This is a genomic window from Stenotrophomonas sp. YJH_SMC_53 (genome assembly GCF_059369995.1).
In genome coordinates, this window is sequence record NZ_JCAFTF010000003.1 from 146084 (window position 1) to 163342 (window position 17259).

Genomic DNA, 17259 nt, shown 5'->3' on the forward strand with positions numbered 1-17259 from the left:
TCAACCGCCCATCCGCTGCTGCGCGCGCAACAGTTTCCGGAACGAACCGCACTTGCGGGCATCCTCCGCCTGCGGGCAGGCCGCTGCGCGCTGCAGGTGCCGCCGCACCCGCTGCAACCGGGTGATCTGCCGCTGCAGCACCTCGGCTTGTGCCAGCAGTGCCTCGCGGTCGAGTGAGATGCACCCCTGCTGTGACGGCAGCGATGCACCGATCTGCTGCAGCGACAGCCCGGCCGCCTGGCCCAGGCCGATCAGCGCCAGCCGTTCCAGCACCCGCGCGTCATACTGCCGGCGCAGGCCGCGGCGCCCCAGCGCCTGCAGCAACCCCAGCTGTTCGTAGTAGCGCAGGGTCGAGGCCGGCACGCCACTGCGCTTGACCACCTCGCCGATATCCAGTTCGCGCACGGGCTTGACCTCAAGTGACCTTCAAGCACCAAGCTATGGGCAACTACCCGGCGAGGCAAGGCCATGGCAAGCACATCTCCCATTGATCAGAACGCCCTGTGGAACGGCCCTGGCGGCCAGGCGTGGGTTGCGCAACAGGCTGTTCTTGACGGCCTGTTCCAGCCGATGGCTGACTTGCTGGTCACCGAACTTCCTGAGACCGTTACCGAACTGCTCGACATCGGCTGCGGCACCGGCGCCAGCCTGCTGGCCGCGGCCGCAGCGCGCCCCGCGGCACATTGCACCGGCCTGGACATCTCCGCGCCGATGCTGGCGCTGGCCCATCAGCGCGCCAAGGCGGCAGGACTGGACGCGGACTTCATCGTGGCAGACGCGCAGCGCCATCCGCTGCCGCCCGCGCACTTCGACTGGATCCAGTCGCGGCTGGGCGTCATGTTCTTCGAGGACAGCCAGGCCGCGTTCGCCAACCTGCATCGTGCCACGACACCGGGCGCTGGGCTGCGCTTCATCGCGTGGCGCAGTGCCGGGGAGAATCCGTTCATGACCACCGCCGAGCGCGCCATTGGCGATGAACTGGATCTTCCGCCCCGCGTACCCGGCGCACCGGGACAGTTCGCTTTTGCCGATGGCGAGCGCGTGCAGCGCCTGTTGCAGGCCGCCGGCTGGAATGGCGTGGAAGTGGTTGCGGTGGACCTGCCCTGTTCGCTCGCCCGCGAAGACCTGCCGACCTATGTCGGTCACCTGGGACCGTTGGGACTGGCCCTGCGATCGATGCCGGAAGCCCGCGCCGCAGTGCTTCGCGAAAAAGCACTGGCCGCATTCGCGCCGTTCATCGAAGGTGACCGCGTTCGTGTCGATGCCGCCTGTTGGTTGATCCGCGCCCACGCTTGAAAAAAGGGGACGGAGGGGATTAAGTCGCATATGCCCGGGTTGTGCCGGAAACGACTTAATCCCCTCCGTCCCTTTTTTTGCTAGAGGGCCTCGCCGGCGTCGGCCAGGCGCGATTCGATCAGTGCATACCACTGCTGCAGCACGTCGATCAGCATGTCCAGCTCGGCATCGGTGCGCTGTGCGCGGCCACTGCGCAGGCAGGCTTGGGCTTCCTGCAGCTGGGCCAGGAACCCGGCCACGGTATCGGCCTGCAGGATCAGGCCCGGCAGGCGCCGCCCGGGGATGCGCACCACGGCATGGTTGCCGAGCTGGCCATACACGCTGAGCGTAGCTTCCGTCTTCATGGAGAGGGGCAGGAATTGGGCATTCATCGCGTGCACCGTTTGGAAACCTGAGCCGCCGGCAGGCGTGGACGACGGGGGAGACGTTGCCACGCCTGCCGGCGGTCAGGGGGGACTCGGGATGCCGGGGCATCGCCCCGGCGCAGGAAGGTCAATGTGGCTGTGCCATCCCGGCGATCTGCACGCGCCGGTTCGGCGCCAGGCAGGCAATCAGTTCGCGCCGGTTGCGCTGCTCGCACTGCACGATCGGCTCGGCCGCACCGCGTCCTTCGGCACTGATGCTGGCTGCAGGCACGCCCCCCTGCACCAGCGCGTTGCGCACGGCATCGGCGCGGCGCTGCGACAGTGCCTGGTTGTAGCTGGCGCTGCCAATACGGTCGGTGTAGCCGGTTACCTTGATCGACTGCACCTGCGCGGCCTCGCGTACCTGCGCCAGGATGCCCTGCACCGCCTGCTGGCCTTCGGCGCTGAGTACCGCGCTGTCGAATCCGAACAGCGCGTCGGCCGACAGCCGCAGGGGCTGCTCCGGCAGCGGTGCCGGTGCCAGCGGCGCTGGTGGCCGCGGCGGTTCGAGCACGGCCGCGCACGACTCCGGCTTCCAATAACCGCCCTGCGCGATGCCCTTGCTGTCGAAGCGCACCTGGAACTGGCAGGTGAAGTACTCCGCGCCCTGCGCGGTGCGGAAGTTGAACAGGTAGTTCCACTCGCGCACGCCCCACATGCCTTCATTGAAGTGCGGCGTGCCCAGCAGCGTGTACAGCTGCCGCTTGCTCATGCCCGGCGCGAAGCGGCGCAGGTCGGCGACGTCGGGATAGATACCTTCCTTCAGCGAGGCCTTGGAGGCCTCCGGGAAGTGCACGGCGGTGGCTTCGGCAGGACCGTCGGCGGCCGGCGCATGGCTGCGGCAGGCGGCCAGCAGGCCCATCCCCAGGATCAGGCCCAGCGTGGCGGCACATTGGCCGGCGCGGGCGATGCGATGCTGTTTCATGTCGTTCCCCCTGTAGACGTTTCCGCGATGCCGGGCCGCGGGTGCGGCCCGGCGGCGGGGATCACCACTGGATGCCGGCACCGACGGCCACACCGGCCTCGCCACGGCTGTTGGTCGAACCGCTGAACTTGTAGATCCAGCGGCCGCCTTCGGAGACACCGGAGATACCGACCGCCACGCCCGATTCGCCGTTGTAGCTGCCGGCGGCGATCGAGGCCATGCTGCGGCCCGCCTCGCTCGGCTGCGGCAGCGCTGCGGTGGCCATCGCCGAAGCGATACCGGCCGAAGCGCGATTGTCGGTCTTGCGCAGGTCGCGCTCGAAGCCGCCCATGCGCTCGTCGGTGTAGGCCTTGGACCAGTCCAGGGTCTGCGCCATGCCCGACTTCAACTGGTCCACATTGACCGCGTCGGTACCGGCGGTGCCGGCGGCAACGTTGCGGACCGTGGTCGGGCCGCTGCTGGTGCTGCCCAGGGTGACACTGTTGTAGTTGGTCGCGCCGTTCACCGTGGTGTCGTAGCGGATCGTGCCCTGCTGCGAAGCCTGCAGCTGGCGCACGTTGACCGCATCGGTGGCCTGCGAGCCGTCTGCCACGTTGACCACCTGGCGTTCGGCACCGGCGGCACCGACCGAGACCGTGTTGGCCCGGTTCGCCACCGAGCCCGCACCCAAGGCCACCGAGTTGTCGGCCTGCGCCTGCGAACCATTGCCCAGCGCGGTCGAGTTGGCACCGGCGGCAGTGGAGCCTGCACCACCGGCGGCCGAATTGGCGCCGCTGGCGGACGGGTCGGCCAGGTTGTTGGTGTTGTTGGCGCGGAAGCTGCCGGCCACGTTGGTGATGTTCTGGATCTTCTGGTCGGTGTACTTCTTCGACTCGTCGATGGCGTAGTTCACGCCGTTCTTCAGTTGGCCGACATTGGTCGCGTCGTAGGTGTCCGAGCCATCGGCCACGTGGGTGATCTTGCGTTCGCTGCCACTGCTGCCGACCGAGACCTCACCGGCCGAATTGCTGGCACCAGTCTGCCCGTAGGCGCCGGTGTAGCCGCTCTGTGCACCGACGCTGGCGACCGAACCGGCACCCAGCGCCACGCTGTTGCCGGCACTGCTGCTGGCACCGTTGCCGACCGCCACGCTGTTCGCACCGGCTGCGCTGGCCTGCGGGCCGACCGCCACCGCTTCCGCACCCGCCGCGGTGGCTGCGGCCGCCGTTGAGTTGACCGCCAGGTACGCACTGCCACCACCGCCATTGGTGATGCGCTGGTTGAGGACCTTCAGCGAGCCGTCGACAGCGGTGAAGGCGGCGGTGACGTTGTTGTAGTCGCCGCTGGTGAAGGTGCCATCGGTGGCGATGCTGGAGATGCTGAACGTCGGCGCGGTCCACACGTTGGTGGTGCCGTTGTAGGCGGTGGTGCCGCCGAAGTAGGTGGCGATGGTGCTGTTCGTGCTGAACAGCTGGTCGCCGGTGATGGCATCACTGCTGCCGGCCAGGATGCTGCCGGCGGCGACGTTGGTGATCTTCACCGCGCCGGTGCCGGTACCCGTCAGCGTCACGCTGTTGAGCACGTTGCCACTGCCATCGACGTCGTACTTCACGGCCAGCTTGTCGATCTCGCCGGTCTGGTCGGCAACGTTGGCCAGCGAGTTGCTGACTGCATCGAACGCGGTGCCAACATCGTTGTAGCTGCCCTTGGTCACGGTGCCGTTGGCGGCGACGTTGTTGATCGAGTAGGTCGGTGCGGTCAGTACGCCGTTGGCATCGACCGCGGCACCACCGCCCAGATGGGTGGCTACCGCCTGGTTGGCGGCAAACAGCTGGGCACCATTGATGGCCTCACTGCTGGTGGCACTGACCTGGCCCGGGCCAAGGTTGCGCAGCGTGGTTGCCGTGCCGGTCTGGCCCAGCGTGGCGCTGGCGTAGTTGACACTGCCATCGGCGTTGAGGTCATAGCGCAGCGCGCCCTGTTCCGATGCCTGCAGCTGGCCAACATTGACCGCGTCGGTCGCAGCAGTACCGGCCGCCATGTTGGTGACCTGGCGCTCGGCACCGGCCGCACCGATGGACACGCTGTTGGCACGGTCGGCCAGGCTGCCGGCACCCACCGCGATACTGTTGGGGGCAGTGGCGCGGGCGTTGGTACCGACCGCGATCGAGTCGGCGCCGGTGGCCAGCGCCTCGGTACCGGTCGAGTTCACCCGCAGGTACTTGGTGCCACCGTTGCGGATGTCGGTGATCTGCGTATTGAGGTTGACCAGCGAGCCATCGACTGCGGCGAAGGCATCGGTGGCATTCTCATACAGGCCCTTGGCGATGGCACCGCCAGTGGAGATCGTGCTGATCTCGAACAACGGTGCAGTAAAGATGCCGCTGGCCGGATCGAAAGCCGCACGACCACCGAAGAAACTGGCGATGGCACTGTTGGTAGCCGCCAGCTGGCCGCCGTTGACCGCCTCCAGGCTACCGGCGGTGACCGCGCCGGCGGCAAGATTGCCGATGGTGGTGGTGCCGGTGCCTGCGCCGAGCGTGACCCGGCGATAGTTCGGGTTGCCCGAGCCGTCCAGGTCATAGGTGACCGCTGCGGAGGCCACATCGTCGATCAGACTGATGGCGCCCTTCAGCTGGGCCACGTTGACAGCATCGGTATTGGCGCTGCCCGCGGCAAGGTTGGTGATCTGGCGCTCGCCGCCACCGGCCGTGCCCACCGACACTTCGCCGGCCGAGACCTGGGGTGCGGTGAGGCCGTACGCGCTGTAGCTGGCCTGAGCGCCGCGCAGTGCAGCGGAGCGGTAACCCAGCGCGACCGAGTTGGCCTGGTTCGAAGTGGCTTCGGCACCCAGCAGGGTCTGTCCGTTGGCGGTGCCGACGGCACTGTCACCAACGACGACCGAGTGGCCCATGCGGGCGGCATAGTCGGCCGTCGGCACGCCGGTCGGATTGCTGGGATCGTTGACGCCATCGCCGGGGAAGGCGACATTGGCATCGACCTTCGGCAGTTCATGGCGTGCATTGGCACCGATCACCACTTCCTTGGACCCGTTGGCGAAGGCGCCATCGCCCATCAACACCTGGTAGTCCTGTGCCGCGTTGACCGCCCAGCAGGAAATATCGGCCAGCGCGATGTCCAGGCACTTGGCCGCCCACGCCGGCGAGTCGGTTGGCAGAAGCAGGCCCAGCAGGCCACCGGGATTGCCGTTGTTGATGTTGTAGATGTAACTGTCGGAAGTCACGCCACCGATCAGGGTCAGGTGCGAGCTGCCGCCCGTGGCTGCGCCGCCCAGGCCATTGAGCGTGCTGCCGACCGGCGACAGGTTGACCACCGGCAGGCCCAGCACATTGACCGTCGAATAGGTCTGCATGACGTTGGCGTTGCTGAGCTTGAGATTGCCGTTGCTCAGGTAGCCGTTGCCGCCGAACAGGCTGGTGGTGGTCGGCCCGATCAGCTGGCCGACATTGCCGACCAGGCCACCGGTGCCGATGATCAGGCCAGCATTCGGGTCGGCCGGCGCGGGCGCCTTCGGACTGGTTGGCGGAATCGCCGAGGGTTGGGTCAGGCCGAGGCTGCCCAGCGTGCCTCCCACCAGGCCACCCACGGCGGTGCCCAGGTTGCCGACGGTGCCATTGAGATTGCCGTTGAGCAGGTTGCCCACCGCGCTTCCGACACTGCCCAGCGTGCTGCCCAGCACGCCGCCCAGGTCGCCGGTGGGGCTGCCGGTGGTGCCGTTGAGAATGCCGCCCACGGCGCTGCCGACCTGGCCGACGGTGCCGTTCAGTGCGCCGCCAACTGCACTTCCAACGGTACCGACAGTGCCGTTCAGAGCACCGTCCACTGCGCCGCCGACCTGGCCGACGGTGCCGTTCAGAGCACCACCCACTGCACTGCCGACGGTACCGACAGTACCGTTCAGAGCGCCACCGACTGCACCGACGGTGTTGTTGAGCGTGCCACCCACGGCGCCGCCAACCTGGCCGACGGTGCCGTTCAGTGCGCCGCCCACTGCACTTCCAACGGTACCGACAGTGCCGTTCAGAGCACCGCCAACTGCGCCACCGACTGCGCCAACCGTGTTGTTGAGCGTGCCGCCCACGGCGCTGCCGACCTGGCCGACGGTGCCGTTCAGTGCGCCGCCCACTGCACTTCCAACGGTACCGACAGTGCCGTTCAGAGCACCGTCCACTGCGCCGCCGACTGCGCCTACCGTGTTGTTGAGCGTGCCGCCCACGGCGCTGCCGACCTGGCCGACGGTGCCGTTCAGAGCACCGCCAACTGCGTCACCGACTGCGCCCACCGTGTTGTTGAGCGTGCCACCCACTGCGCTGCCAACCGTGCTGACTGTGCCGTTCAGCGCGCCCCCCACCGCGCTACCAACTGCACCCGCGGCACTGTGAAGCGTCCCACCGACAGCACCCACCGCACCACCCACCAGATTGCCGACGCCCAGTGCGCTGTGCTGCGCCGCGACGGTCGCCTGTCCGGCCAGCTTCAGGTTGCGATCGGCCACTACCTCCTGGCCGTCCGGCGCCTGCACGCGCACCTTGCCGGCGACGCCGGCATCGAAGGCGGCGTTGATGGCACGATCATGGGTTTCACCCGGCAGCTCCTCCTTGGCCGGCAGCGTGACTGCCGCCGTCGCCCGGGCCTGGCCCTGCCCTTCGATGTGATGGCCAGCGACCGCCAGATGCGTGTCGGCCTTGCCGTCGACGGTGGCTTTCAGCCCAGGCAGTGATCCGGCGGCTGCACCGCTGAGGCCGGCGGCCGCCCGGGCACCCGTATCGATCGAAGCGACCTGGCGGCCAGCGATGCCGACCTTGGCCCTGGCGCGCGTATCGGCAGCGACGCCCAGCGGCGCCTGGGCGCCGGGCGCAACGTGCGCAGCCAGCGATGCATCCACCTGTGCCGCCCTGGCCGCAGCGTTGCCCACGCCAACATTGGCGCGGACATCAGCCGCCAGCGCCGGCACGGCCACTTGCTTCGGCACGGTGTTCGCCGCCAGCTTCACCTGCACGGTGGCCGGCAACACGTCAGGTACCAGCGGCAGCGACGTGGTATTCAACTGCAGGCCCAGACGAGCATCCGCACTGATTGCGGGGCTGTTCTGCGCCTGCCGCGCGGCGGCAGCCAGGGCCACTTCCGCGTCAACCTTGACCGGCATCGGCTGCGCATACTTTGCCGCGAGTGCTTGCAGGTCACGCAGCGATTGATTGGTTTCCGAGGCCCCAGCGTGACCGCTGGCCAGCGCACACAGCAGTGCCAGCGCCAGGGCCGTGGGCATCAGCAGGAAGGCGCGCGGATCGCGTGCGGCGCTGCCGCCGCTGTCGCCGGTGGCCAGTTCCGAGGCCACAACCAGAGCATTGAGCTGGCGGTTCCATACACGCCGGTAGATGCGGTTCATGAGCATTTCCCCCGTAGGCGAACAACTGGAATGTCAGTGGACTTGCCGCTAGGCAGGTGACTGACATTTCAGCGGTTGCAACGAGGGCGGTGCACTTCAATCCGGCACGGCAATCGCGCATTCCGGCAAATCCACGGCCGGAATCGGCAGCCGGCTATGCATAAGCGGCAACACGATCGGCAAGCGGATACGCAATTCCGGCATAAACACCGCAAAAACCCTTCCCGGGCCTGGATCAGGCCGGTTGGCCGATCTGCGCGGGTGCGCGCATCAGGGTGTCGCGCGGCAGTTCGCCGAATACCTTGCGGTAGTTGTCAGCGAAGCGCGACAGGTCCCACAGCCCGCAGCTCAGGGCGATCGCCTTCACCGAGCGACGGCTGGAGTCTGCCATCGACAGGCTGCGGCAGGCCGCGCACAGGCGCAGCATGGAGAGGTAGCGGTTCGGCGAGGTTCCAAACAGGTCCTCGAACGCATAGCGCAGGCCGCGCTCGCTGACGCCGGCGGCATCGCAGATCTCGTTCATGTAGATGTTGCGACGCAGGTTGAGCCGCATGAAGTTCTCTGCACGCTGCGCGATCAGATAATGCGTGCGCCGCGCACGGGTGCAGCCCGGGCGATCCGCCGCACCGGCGCCCAGCAGGGCCTGCACATGCTCATGCAGCAGGTTCTCGGTTTCATCCGGCTGCAGCCCTGCCCCCTGTCCCAGCTGCAGGTGCAGCTGCTGGTAATGGCGCGCCAGCGGCGTGGCGTCGCTGGCCAGGTTGAACAGCGAAAGTGCCTGGCCAGCAGGTGGCGTGCTGCGCAGGCTCAGTTCGGTCAGCTTGCGCTGGACGCGGGCCACCGGCACCAGCATCAGGGTCATGTGCGTGCCCGGGCTCAGGGTGAACTCACTGATGCCCTCCGGCATGATCGTCAGCGCCATGCCCGGCGTGAGCGGCACGCCGTGGCACCAGCTCATCGTTTCATCGGTGGCGTGCAGGTACCCCAGCATCGCCCAGTCCGGCGGCAGCATGAAACGGCCACGGCAATGGAAGCCGCAGCTGATGCTGCAGAACAGGGCTTCCTCGTGCACGCGCGAAGCGAACGCCGCCCGTGGCCCGTTGCCATCCAGCAGCAGCAGTTCGACATCACAGACGCGAAGCACGCCGCTCAGCGTGGCCAGGTCTATGGACCGAAGGCCGCTGTCGTCGCTGTCCTCTACCCCACCATCGACCATGACAGTGTTGTCCCCCCGTTGATCCGCCATCCGCTGCGGCCCCCACTGCCTGACAGGGCGCGCAACGATCCAGAATCCATTTCCGTTGCTACGCCGGCGGCGCCGGCGTCGATGCGATCGTACAAATCAATGCAAGAGCTTGAATGCGAGTATGCCCAATAATCGGCAAAGGTAAACCCGCGGCCCGGCATGATGAAAATGGATACACAAGTGAAGAAAATGTCGGAGCGGCTGGCACGGTTTTCGCATGGCCCACAAAGCGAATCACATTATCTGCACGACAATGAATCGTTTTGCGTGCGAACGGATTTTCGTCACAGAAACCATCTGAAATTTTCAGGCTTCCGGGGTTTCTGCCGAATTTGCATATAGGTTCCGGTTGCAGCCAACCGCCATTCAGGCAAAGTCGACATTACGGTGATCCGGCCATCTGATCTGGCCGCACCCAGGGGGACAGCATGACCACGCACGCATCACTGGATGCCTCGACCACCGGCCCCGGGCCGTCCGGTCGCGACCGTGCGGCCGATGTCCCGCCTGGAAACGATCACCCTGCTTGAGCACAGCGGGCCAGTCCCGCCGTGCCTCCTCCGCCAGGACGCGCGGAGGCCCACGGACGATCCCGGCGGAGCCGGGCCACCGCCCAACGCAGGTGTACTGCATCCGCAGACAGGTAGAGGGAGACATTGGTCATGAACGCATCGATCCGCAAATTCCTGAAGGAAGAAGACGGCGTCACCGCGCTCGAGTACGGGCTGCTGGCTGCCGTCATCGCTGGCGTCCTGATTGCGGTCGGCAACGACCAGATCAAGGGGTTCTTCGAAACGCTGTTCAAGAACCTCTCCGCACTGGCCACCAAGGCGTCGGGCTCGACGACCTGAGCGGCGACCGCGCGCGGCCGGCAGGGCCGCGACGGCGGGGCGCATGGAACCAGGCGAAGACCGTCCAGTGACGGACGATGGAGTGTGCGATGACAGTGCTGGGATTGTTGGCCATCGGCGTCTGCCTGCGGATCGCGATCAGTGATCTGTATGCCCGTCGGGTGCCCAACACCTGGCTGGTCGCCGCATGCGTGATCGCCACTGCGGTGATCGTGGTCGGCCAGTTCAGTGCGCCGCGCCAGCCGTGGCTGCCCCACCTGGCCGGCGCGGCGATCGGCCTGTTGGCGCTGCTGCCGTTCCATGCCCTGCGCTGGATGGGCGCCGGGGACGTGAAGTTCTTCGCCGTGGTGGGCCTGATGCTGGGCTGGCAGGCGCTGCTGCCGGTCTGGCTGGTAGCGAGCCTCGCGGCTGGGTTGCATGCCGTGCTGGTGCTGGCCGGTCGCCGCCTGGGCGTGCTGCTGCCCGGTCACCTGCAGATGCAGGTCAATCGCACCAGCACGCAGTGGCAAGCGCATCCGGTGCTGCGTGACATGCAGGCCGCCCGCCAGGGACGACGTGGCATTCCCTATGCAGCCTACCTGGCACTGGCCGCCATCGGCTGGGTGCTGGCCAGCATCTACGGAGGTGCACCATGAACATCCGCAGCCCACGCCTGCAACGCGGTGTCGCCAGCATCGAGTTCGCCCTGATGCTGATGCTCGGCCTGTTGCCGCTGCTGCTGTTCACCTTCTCCGGGGTGATGATCATGGCGGCGCAACAGACCCTGGCCACCGCCTCGGCCGAAGGCGCGCGCGCCTCGCTGCGCTACGGCACCGCCAGCGAACGACGCACAGCCGCCTGCGTCGCCGCACGCACCTCGATGCAATGGTTGCTGCAGTTTTCCAAGCAGAACGTGGACTGCAGCGCGGGGGGCAGCAACGCCATCGTGGTGTCGGCACAGGCGCCCTGCGCCGGTCTGGCCACGGCCCAGTGCATGACCGTGACGGTCAGCTACGACTACGCCAACCATCCCTTCCTGCCCGGCACCGCCACGCTCTACAAGTGGGTGATGCAGGCCCCCATCCGCAGCGTCGCGGTCGCGCAGCTCGATCTCGGCAGCGGCAATTGATGATCGGTACTTTGGAGACGGTTCCATGCTCAAGTTAACCCGCATCGCTGCCGTCGCCCTGATCGGCCTGGCCGTGCTGCTGGCGCTGATCGCCTTCATGATCGGGCGCAAACCCGCCGCACCTGCAACGGTCGCGCCAGTCGCTCACAACGAGGCCCAGGCGATCACCGTGGTCGAAGCCGTGGCACGCCTGCCTGCGGGCGAGCCGATCAGCGCCAACGGCCTGCGCCTGGCCCAGCGCACCTCACCCGTCCCCGGCGCCGCTACCAGCATTGCCGCCGTGACCGGCAAGGTGCCGGTGCAGGACATTGCCGAAGGCAGTGTGATCAACGGCAGCGCGTTGGCTCAGGGCTTCTCGCTGCAGCTGCGGCCGGGCGAGCGTGCACTGGCCGTGCCCGTGGACGAACTGGTCGGTGCCGGCAACCGCATCCTTCCCGGTGATTTCGTCGACGTCTTCCTCAACCTCCGCAACGCCCAACCCAACATCAACAGCCCTGGCGAAGCCGCGCAGACGCGCCTGCTGCTGTCGCGCCTGCGCGTCCTGAGCTACGGCCAGCAGGACATCGTGCCGGTAGCCACAGAGACTACTTCCGACAGCGAGGCCGACACCCGCAACGACCCGCGCGCTGCCGACATCACCGGAAGTGGCAGCACGCACAGCAGCAGCAATGAAGCGCCGCAACCCGCGCGCAGCGCGGTGCTTGCGGTACCGGTGGCCGACGCCAACCGGCTGCTGCTGGGTGCGCAGCAGGGCAAGCTTTTCCTGGCCCTGCGCAATCCCGCCGATACCGGCCTGCCCGACCTGGCGTTGTTCCCGCAATCGCGCGGAGTGATCGACCCGCTGCGTGGGCTCGACGCCGAACAGCAGCTCGCCCTGCAGCGGCCGGAGAACCACGCTTTTGCCGGTATCGACAGCGACGCGCTGGCCGGACGTGGCAGTGCACCGCAACGCGGCACCCCGGATTCACCGTCGCGCGCGCCGGCGCCACGTCGCAGTGCACCGCGCGCGTCGGGGATCGAGATCATCCGCGGCGACAGTTCCGCATCCCGTGCCTCCCTTTGACCTGCATCGAGTGCATCCATGACCGAACGTCGCCGCCGTCCACGCCTCTCCCTCCGCCAGCGCTGGCTGGCCCTGCTGCTGGTGCTGCTGGCGCCGGCAACGAGCGTGGCCGCCGATGACCTGGTGCTGCAGGCGCGCGAGCAGCGTCCCTGGAACCTGCCGGCCGACCTGGAGCGCGTGGCCATTGCCGACCCGGGTGTGGCCGACATCGTGATGCTGCGCGGGCAGCGCCAGGCGCTGCTGGTCGGCAAGATGCCCGGTACCACCACCCTGCTGCTGTGGCACCGCAGACAGGCCGAGCCACAGCGGTTGACGGTACGGGTGCAGAGCGCCGTACAGGGCGCTGCCAGCACCGGCGGTACCGGGCTGGTGTTCACCCAGCAGGACCAGCAGGGCCTCCTGCAGGGAAGCACCGACAGCATGCTCACGCACATGCAGGAACAGCGCACTGCGGCGATGGCGCTGGGCAAGGACGGCATGCTTGCCGATGCGTCCACCATCAACAGTGGGGGTGTGGTCCAGGTCGAGGTCAAGGTGGTCGAGTTCAACAAGACCGCGATGAAGCAGATCGGCATCAACTTCCAGAACCGCAACGGCGGCTTCGCCTATGGCTTCGCGCGACCCGGCACTGGCCTGCCCGGCAATACCGGCCTGCTGCCCGGCATGAAGGAAGGCAACAGCAGCAACGAGGCCGTGTCGCCGATTTCATCGGCGTTCCGGCTGGTGTTCGGCTCGACCAAGGGACTGTGGAACGCCGATGTCGAACTGCTGCAGAGCAATGGCATGGCGCGCGTGCTGGCCGAGCCGACGCTGGTGGCACTGTCCGGCCAGAGCGCCAGCTTCCTGGCCGGTGGCGAGCTGCCGATCCTGGAGCCGCAGGGGCTTGGCACCACCACCATCACCTACAAGCCCTTCGGCATCGGCCTGACCGTGACCCCAACGGTACTGGCGCCGAACCGGATCGCGCTGAAGGTGGCGCCGGAGGCGAGCGACCTGGACTACAGCAACGCGATCGTGCTCAACAACGTGCAGATTCCCTCGATCACCACCCGTCGCGCCGATACCACGGTCGAGCTGGGCGATGGCGAGAGCTTCGTCATCGGTGGCCTGGTCAGCTCCAACATCGTCTCCAACGTCAACAAGATTCCACTGCTGGGCGACCTGCCGATCATTGGTTCGTTCTTCCGCAACTTCGACTACAAGCGCCAGGACAAGGAGCTGGTGATCATCGTCACCCCGCGTCTGGTGCAGCCGCTGGCACGCAATACCGAACTGCCGCTGCCTGGCGAGCGCGAAGCCAAGCCGCATCTTCCCGAATGGGGATCGTGGTTGCTGGGGCCGGTCAGCCAGGACCCGGTGCCCGGCTTCTCGCGCTGACTTCCATGACGCCTGTAGAACCACGCCCATGCCCTACGCCACCGCCCAGCCGCTGCATCCGCAAGGACCGCCGATGAACCTGGTCCTGTACGGCATCGACCGCGAACTGCTGCCCCGGCTGGCCGCCAAGCTGCCGCCGACCACCACCCTGCACTGGCAGGACAGCAGTGCGCCGACGTCGGCGCAGGACCTGCAACGCGGCCCGCAGAGCCTGGTGCTGCTTGACTTCCGGCCCGAGCGCGCGGCTGCCTCGAGCGTACTGGCACAGCAGCTGCAGCAGACCCAACCGGACCTGGCGCTGGTCGCGGTCGGCGCCACCAGCGCCGGCCAGGTCGAAGGCGTGGTGATCGCGCTGCGCGCCGGCCTGCGCGATGTGCTGGACCTGGACAGTGACAACGCCGGCATCGAGGCGGCCCTGCGGCGCGCACTGTCACCGCGCCCGGCCGCGGTGGCGCAGCATGCGCACAAGGCGCGCCTGATCGTGCTGCTGGGCGTGCGCGCAGGCGTCGGCACCAGTACCCTGGCCGCACATCTTTCGGTGCTGGCGCAACAGACGCGGGCCCTCGCCCAGGGCGATGCAGTGCAGCAGGACGGCCTGCTGATGGAACTGGCGCAGCCCGCCGGTGACCTTGCGCTGTACCTCAATCTCGACAGCCGCTTCCACTACGAGGATGCGCTGCGCAACGCCAGCCGCATCGACGCCACCCTTGCACGCACCGCGATGGCGCGCCATGACTCCGGGCTGGTGCTGCTGGACCGTGCCGGCGGCAGTGATGCCGTGCCCCCGTCCGACCCTGGCGCGCTGCTGCAGCGCCTGCGCGGGGTGTTCGCCAGCGTGCTGTGTGATGCCGGCGGCTGCCCGCTGCGGCAGCTGCCGCCGCTGTTGCTGGACCAGGCAGACGAGATCTGGCTGGTCACCGATGCGTCGATCGCCACGCTGGTCTCGCTGGACCAGGCACTGAAGCATCTTGCAGGCCAGCGCGAGCGCGAGAAACGCCTGCAACTGGTGATCAACCGCCACGACGACAGCAGCGGCATGAGCCCGGAACAGATCGCACGCCGCTTCGAACTGCCGTTGCTGGCGACATTGCCTGAACGACCGCGTGTGCGCCTTGCCGCCAGCCAGGGCCGCCTGCTGCTGCAGGATGCGCCGCGCGATCCCTACCTGCGTGCCCTCGCCCCGCTCGTGTCACGGCTGGACCCGGCTGCCTGCCCGGTCCAGCCGCATGGCCTGCGGGAAAGACTCTCCCTTGCCCTGGGTGGATCGCAATGGAAGACAAGGTAACCCCGTTCCCGCATGCCGTTGCCCGCCCGCTGCTGCACGAAAGCCCGGGCCACCTGCCGTTCGCACAGACCGAGCAGTACCAGAAGGTGCTGTCGGCCGCGCATGAGCACCTGCTCAACAGCATCGAGGACGAGCGCATCGACATCGATTCCTGGGCCCCGGATACCATCGCCCGCTGGGTGCAGGCACAGACCGTGGGCTTCATCCAGGAATGGCGCATCCCGATCAACGAAGAAGAGATGCAGGTGGTTGCCGAGGGCCTGGTCAAGGAGCTGACCGGTTTCGGCCCGCTGGACGACCTGCTCCACGACCCCTCCATCGAAGACATCCTGATCAACGGTTTCAAGGACGTGCACGTTTCGCAGGGTGGCCAGCTCCGGCGTGCCACCCAGCGCTTCACCGATGACACCCACCTGCTGCGCATCCTGCGCCGCATCCTCGCGCCACTTGGCCGCCGGCTGGATGATTCCAATCCGATGGTCGATGCGCGCCTGCCCAACGGCGGCCGCCTCAACGCGATCATCTCGCCACTGGCGGTGGACGGGCCGATGGTGTCCATCCGCAAGTTCCGCAAGGACCCGTTCACCCCCGACGAGCTGCTTGCCAAGGGCACCTTCGACGCACCGATGCAGGCCCTGCTGAAGGCGATGGTGCTGGGCCGCTGCAACATCCTGGTCTCCGGCGGCACCAGTTCCGGCAAGACCTCGCTGCTGAATGCACTGGCCAGCTACGTGCCACCCAGCGAGCGCGTCATCACCGTGGAGGACACCGCCGAGCTGTCGCTGAACCATCCGCACGTGGTGCGCCTGGAAAGCCGCATCGGCGGCGCCGAGGGCCAGGGCGCGGTCAGCATCCGCGACCTGGTGCGCAACAGTCTGCGCATGCGCCCGGACCGCATCGTGGTCGGCGAAGTGCGCGGCGCTGAAGTGCTGGAAATGCTGCAGGCGATGAATACCGGCCATGACGGATCGATGGCCACCATCCACGCCAACACGCCACGCGACTGCCTGTACCGCATCGAGATGCTGGCAGGCTTTGCCGGCTTCCAGGGCAGCGAGGACAGCCTGCGCCGGCAGATTGCCAGCGCCATCGACTTCATCGTGCAGATCTCGCGGCTGGGCAGCGGGCGCCGGGTGCTGGTCTCGATCACCGAGATCACCGGGGTCAGCGACAACCTGATCACCACCCAGGAAATGTTCCGCCACGAGGTGCAGATCGACGCCACCGGCCGCGAGACCGACCGCTGGATCGGCCTGGGCTTCCATCCGCACTCGCACAAGCTGGAGCCGTTCCGCCAGCAACTGCGTGAATCGCTCTACGGGGACTTCTGAGCATGGGCACCGGCCTGCTGCTGGGCGTGTTGAGCATCATCTCGGTGCTGCTGGCGCTGGCCGTCTGGCTATGGGGCACCGCCGCCAGCCGTGAGCAGCGCCAGGCCTCGCTGCAGCATGCCGAGCAACAGCTGGCGCGCGGTAGCGCGGCCAGCGCGGTACCGGCCGGGCCTGCCGTTGCGGCGGCCAACGATTCGACCCGCCCGGCCAGCACCGGAGCCCGTGTACTGCCATGGGACGGTGTCCTGCAGCGCGCCGGCCTTCCGCCGGGCTGGAAGCTGCCACTGATGCTGCTGGTGCCGGGACTGATGCTTGCGGTCGTGGCGGCGATGCGGCTGGGCACGGCCTGGATGTTTCCGCTGACCCTGCTGCTGTACCTGCTGGGCTGCTGGCTGTGGGTGATGCGCCGGATCACGAAGCTGCGCGCGCAGCTGCTGCACCAGATGCCGGACTTTCTCGACAACCTGGTCCGCCTCACCGCGCTGGGCAACAGCCTGCAGGCCGCGTTCCAGGTGTCTTCGATGCAGACCAGCGCGCCACTGCGCGGCCTGCTCGACACCACGGTGCGCTATGCGCGCAGCGGCATGGACCTGGATCGTGCATTGAGCCTGGCCGCGCAGCCGTACCGGATGGACGTACTGAAGGTGCTGGCAGTGGTGATCGGCGTGAGCGTGCGCATCGGTGGCCGCGCCGACCAGATCCTGCAACGCATGGGCGATTTCATGCGCGACCTGGAACAGGCCCAGCAGGAACTGGCGGCCACCACCTCGGAAACACGGATGTCGGCCTGGGTACTGGGGCTGCTGCCGCCCGCCAGTGCGGTGCTGATGGCAATCTCCAGCCCGGCGTTTTTCCAGCCGGTGCTGCACGACCCGCTCGGTCACAGGATCCTGTTGATCGCGCTGGGCCTGGAACTGCTAGGGGCGTTCCTGCTGTACCGCCTGGCCAAATCGCTATGACCGCCCACAGCCGCCCCGGAGGTGCCCG

14 protein-coding genes are annotated in these 17259 nt (G+C 67.6%); 9 read left to right on the forward strand and 5 right to left on the reverse strand.

The annotated features are described in order from the left end of the window. Positions 1 to 405 carry a MerR family transcriptional regulator gene (locus tag AC5P7X_RS05895; RefSeq protein WP_171957149.1) on the reverse strand — a complete coding sequence of 135 codons (405 nt, stop codon included), beginning with the start codon at positions 403 to 405 and terminating at the stop codon, positions 1 to 3. A 63-nt stretch (positions 406 to 468) separates the two neighbouring features. Here AC5P7X_RS05895 and AC5P7X_RS05900 point away from each other — a divergent pair, with 63 nt between their 5' ends. Then, positions 469 to 1296: a class I SAM-dependent methyltransferase gene (locus AC5P7X_RS05900; RefSeq protein ID WP_253137262.1), complete on the forward strand. Its 828-nt coding sequence runs from the start codon at positions 469 to 471 to the stop codon at positions 1294 to 1296. 80 nt (positions 1297 to 1376) lie between these two features. Here AC5P7X_RS05900 and AC5P7X_RS05905 read toward each other — a convergent pair whose 3' ends face one another. The 4 genes from AC5P7X_RS05905 to AC5P7X_RS05920 all read right to left on the reverse strand — a co-directional run bounded on the left by AC5P7X_RS05905 (position 1377) and on the right by AC5P7X_RS05920 (position 9227). Further along, positions 1377 to 1640, reverse strand: a complete 264-nt coding sequence (locus tag AC5P7X_RS05905; protein WP_223224455.1) for a DUF6959 family protein — start codon at positions 1638 to 1640, stop codon at positions 1377 to 1379. A 148-nt stretch (positions 1641 to 1788) separates the two neighbouring features. Further along, positions 1789 to 2625 carry an OmpA family protein gene (locus AC5P7X_RS05910; protein ID WP_053500118.1) on the reverse strand — a complete coding sequence of 279 codons (837 nt, stop codon included), beginning with the start codon at positions 2623 to 2625 and terminating at the stop codon, positions 1789 to 1791. 61 nt (positions 2626 to 2686) lie between these two features. Continuing rightward, complete coding sequence (locus AC5P7X_RS05915; RefSeq protein ID WP_495214608.1) at positions 2687 to 8011, reverse strand: ESPR-type extended signal peptide-containing protein; 5325 nt, start codon at positions 8009 to 8011, stop codon at positions 2687 to 2689. A gap of 235 nt (positions 8012 to 8246) precedes the next feature. Then, a complete protein-coding gene (locus AC5P7X_RS05920) occupies positions 8247 to 9227 on the reverse strand; it encodes an AraC family transcriptional regulator (RefSeq protein WP_053500175.1) in 981 nt (326 codons plus the stop codon). 692 nt (positions 9228 to 9919) lie between these two features. On the opposite strand from AC5P7X_RS05920, the gene AC5P7X_RS05925 reads away from it, so the two are divergent. The 8 genes from AC5P7X_RS05925 (at position 9920) to AC5P7X_RS05960 (ending at position 17231) form a co-directional block, all read left to right on the forward strand. Then, on the forward strand, positions 9920 to 10108 hold the full coding sequence (locus AC5P7X_RS05925; protein WP_005416979.1) for a Flp family type IVb pilin: 189 nt from the start codon (positions 9920 to 9922) through the stop codon (positions 10106 to 10108). An 89-nt stretch (positions 10109 to 10197) separates the two neighbouring features. Then, positions 10198 to 10743, forward strand: a complete 546-nt coding sequence (locus tag AC5P7X_RS05930; RefSeq protein ID WP_065185730.1) for an A24 family peptidase — start codon at positions 10198 to 10200, stop codon at positions 10741 to 10743. Continuing rightward, positions 10740 to 11216 carry a TadE/TadG family type IV pilus assembly protein gene (locus AC5P7X_RS05935; protein ID WP_053500170.1) on the forward strand — a complete coding sequence of 159 codons (477 nt, stop codon included), beginning with the start codon at positions 10740 to 10742 and terminating at the stop codon, positions 11214 to 11216. The genes AC5P7X_RS05930 and AC5P7X_RS05935 overlap by 4 nt, the downstream gene beginning before the upstream one ends. A 25-nt stretch (positions 11217 to 11241) precedes the next feature. Next, positions 11242 to 12279, forward strand: a complete 1038-nt coding sequence (gene cpaB, locus AC5P7X_RS05940) for a Flp pilus assembly protein CpaB (RefSeq protein ID WP_069138317.1) — start codon at positions 11242 to 11244, stop codon at positions 12277 to 12279. Positions 12280 to 12297: 18 nt separating this feature from the next. After that, positions 12298 to 13656 carry a type II and III secretion system protein family protein gene (locus AC5P7X_RS05945; protein ID WP_065178477.1) on the forward strand — a complete coding sequence of 453 codons (1359 nt, stop codon included), beginning with the start codon at positions 12298 to 12300 and terminating at the stop codon, positions 13654 to 13656. Positions 13657 to 13684: 28 nt separating this feature from the next. Next, on the forward strand, positions 13685 to 14941 hold the full coding sequence (locus AC5P7X_RS05950; RefSeq protein WP_495214611.1) for a CpaE/TadZ family protein: 1257 nt from the start codon (positions 13685 to 13687) through the stop codon (positions 14939 to 14941). After that, positions 14926 to 16272 (forward strand): TadA family conjugal transfer-associated ATPase, encoded by a 1347-nt coding sequence (locus tag AC5P7X_RS05955; RefSeq protein ID WP_495214612.1) that lies wholly within the window; start codon positions 14926 to 14928, stop codon positions 16270 to 16272. The genes AC5P7X_RS05950 and AC5P7X_RS05955 overlap by 16 nt, the downstream gene beginning before the upstream one ends. A gap of 2 nt (positions 16273 to 16274) precedes the next feature. After that, complete coding sequence (locus AC5P7X_RS05960; RefSeq protein WP_171957156.1) at positions 16275 to 17231, forward strand: type II secretion system F family protein; 957 nt, start codon at positions 16275 to 16277, stop codon at positions 17229 to 17231. Positions 17232 to 17259 lie beyond the last annotated feature (28 nt).

Excerpts from the sequence above, each read along its gene's own strand:
- AC5P7X_RS05920 (WP_053500175.1), bottom strand. The coding sequence starts at position 9,227 with ATGGTCGATGGTGGGGTAGAGGACAGCGACGACAGCGGCCTTCGGTCC.
- AC5P7X_RS05900 (WP_253137262.1), top strand. The coding sequence starts at position 469 with ATGGCAAGCACATCTCCCATTGATCAGAACGCCCTGTGGAACGGCCCT.
- AC5P7X_RS05960 (WP_171957156.1), top strand. The coding sequence starts at position 16,275 with ATGGGCACCGGCCTGCTGCTGGGCGTGTTGAGCATCATCTCGGTGCTG.
- AC5P7X_RS05905 (WP_223224455.1), bottom strand. The coding sequence starts at position 1,640 with ATGAAGACGGAAGCTACGCTCAGCGTGTATGGCCAGCTCGGCAACCAT.
- AC5P7X_RS05925 (WP_005416979.1), top strand. The coding sequence starts at position 9,920 with ATGAACGCATCGATCCGCAAATTCCTGAAGGAAGAAGACGGCGTCACC.
- AC5P7X_RS05935 (WP_053500170.1), top strand. The coding sequence starts at position 10,740 with ATGAACATCCGCAGCCCACGCCTGCAACGCGGTGTCGCCAGCATCGAG.
- AC5P7X_RS05950 (WP_495214611.1), top strand. The coding sequence starts at position 13,685 with ATGCCCTACGCCACCGCCCAGCCGCTGCATCCGCAAGGACCGCCGATG.
- cpaB (WP_069138317.1), top strand. The coding sequence starts at position 11,242 with ATGCTCAAGTTAACCCGCATCGCTGCCGTCGCCCTGATCGGCCTGGCC.
- AC5P7X_RS05910 (WP_053500118.1), bottom strand. The coding sequence starts at position 2,625 with ATGAAACAGCATCGCATCGCCCGCGCCGGCCAATGTGCCGCCACGCTG.
- AC5P7X_RS05930 (WP_065185730.1), top strand. The coding sequence starts at position 10,198 with ATGACAGTGCTGGGATTGTTGGCCATCGGCGTCTGCCTGCGGATCGCG.
- AC5P7X_RS05955 (WP_495214612.1), top strand. The coding sequence starts at position 14,926 with ATGGAAGACAAGGTAACCCCGTTCCCGCATGCCGTTGCCCGCCCGCTG.
- AC5P7X_RS05915 (WP_495214608.1), bottom strand. The coding sequence starts at position 8,011 with ATGAACCGCATCTACCGGCGTGTATGGAACCGCCAGCTCAATGCTCTG.
- AC5P7X_RS05945 (WP_065178477.1), top strand. The coding sequence starts at position 12,298 with ATGACCGAACGTCGCCGCCGTCCACGCCTCTCCCTCCGCCAGCGCTGG.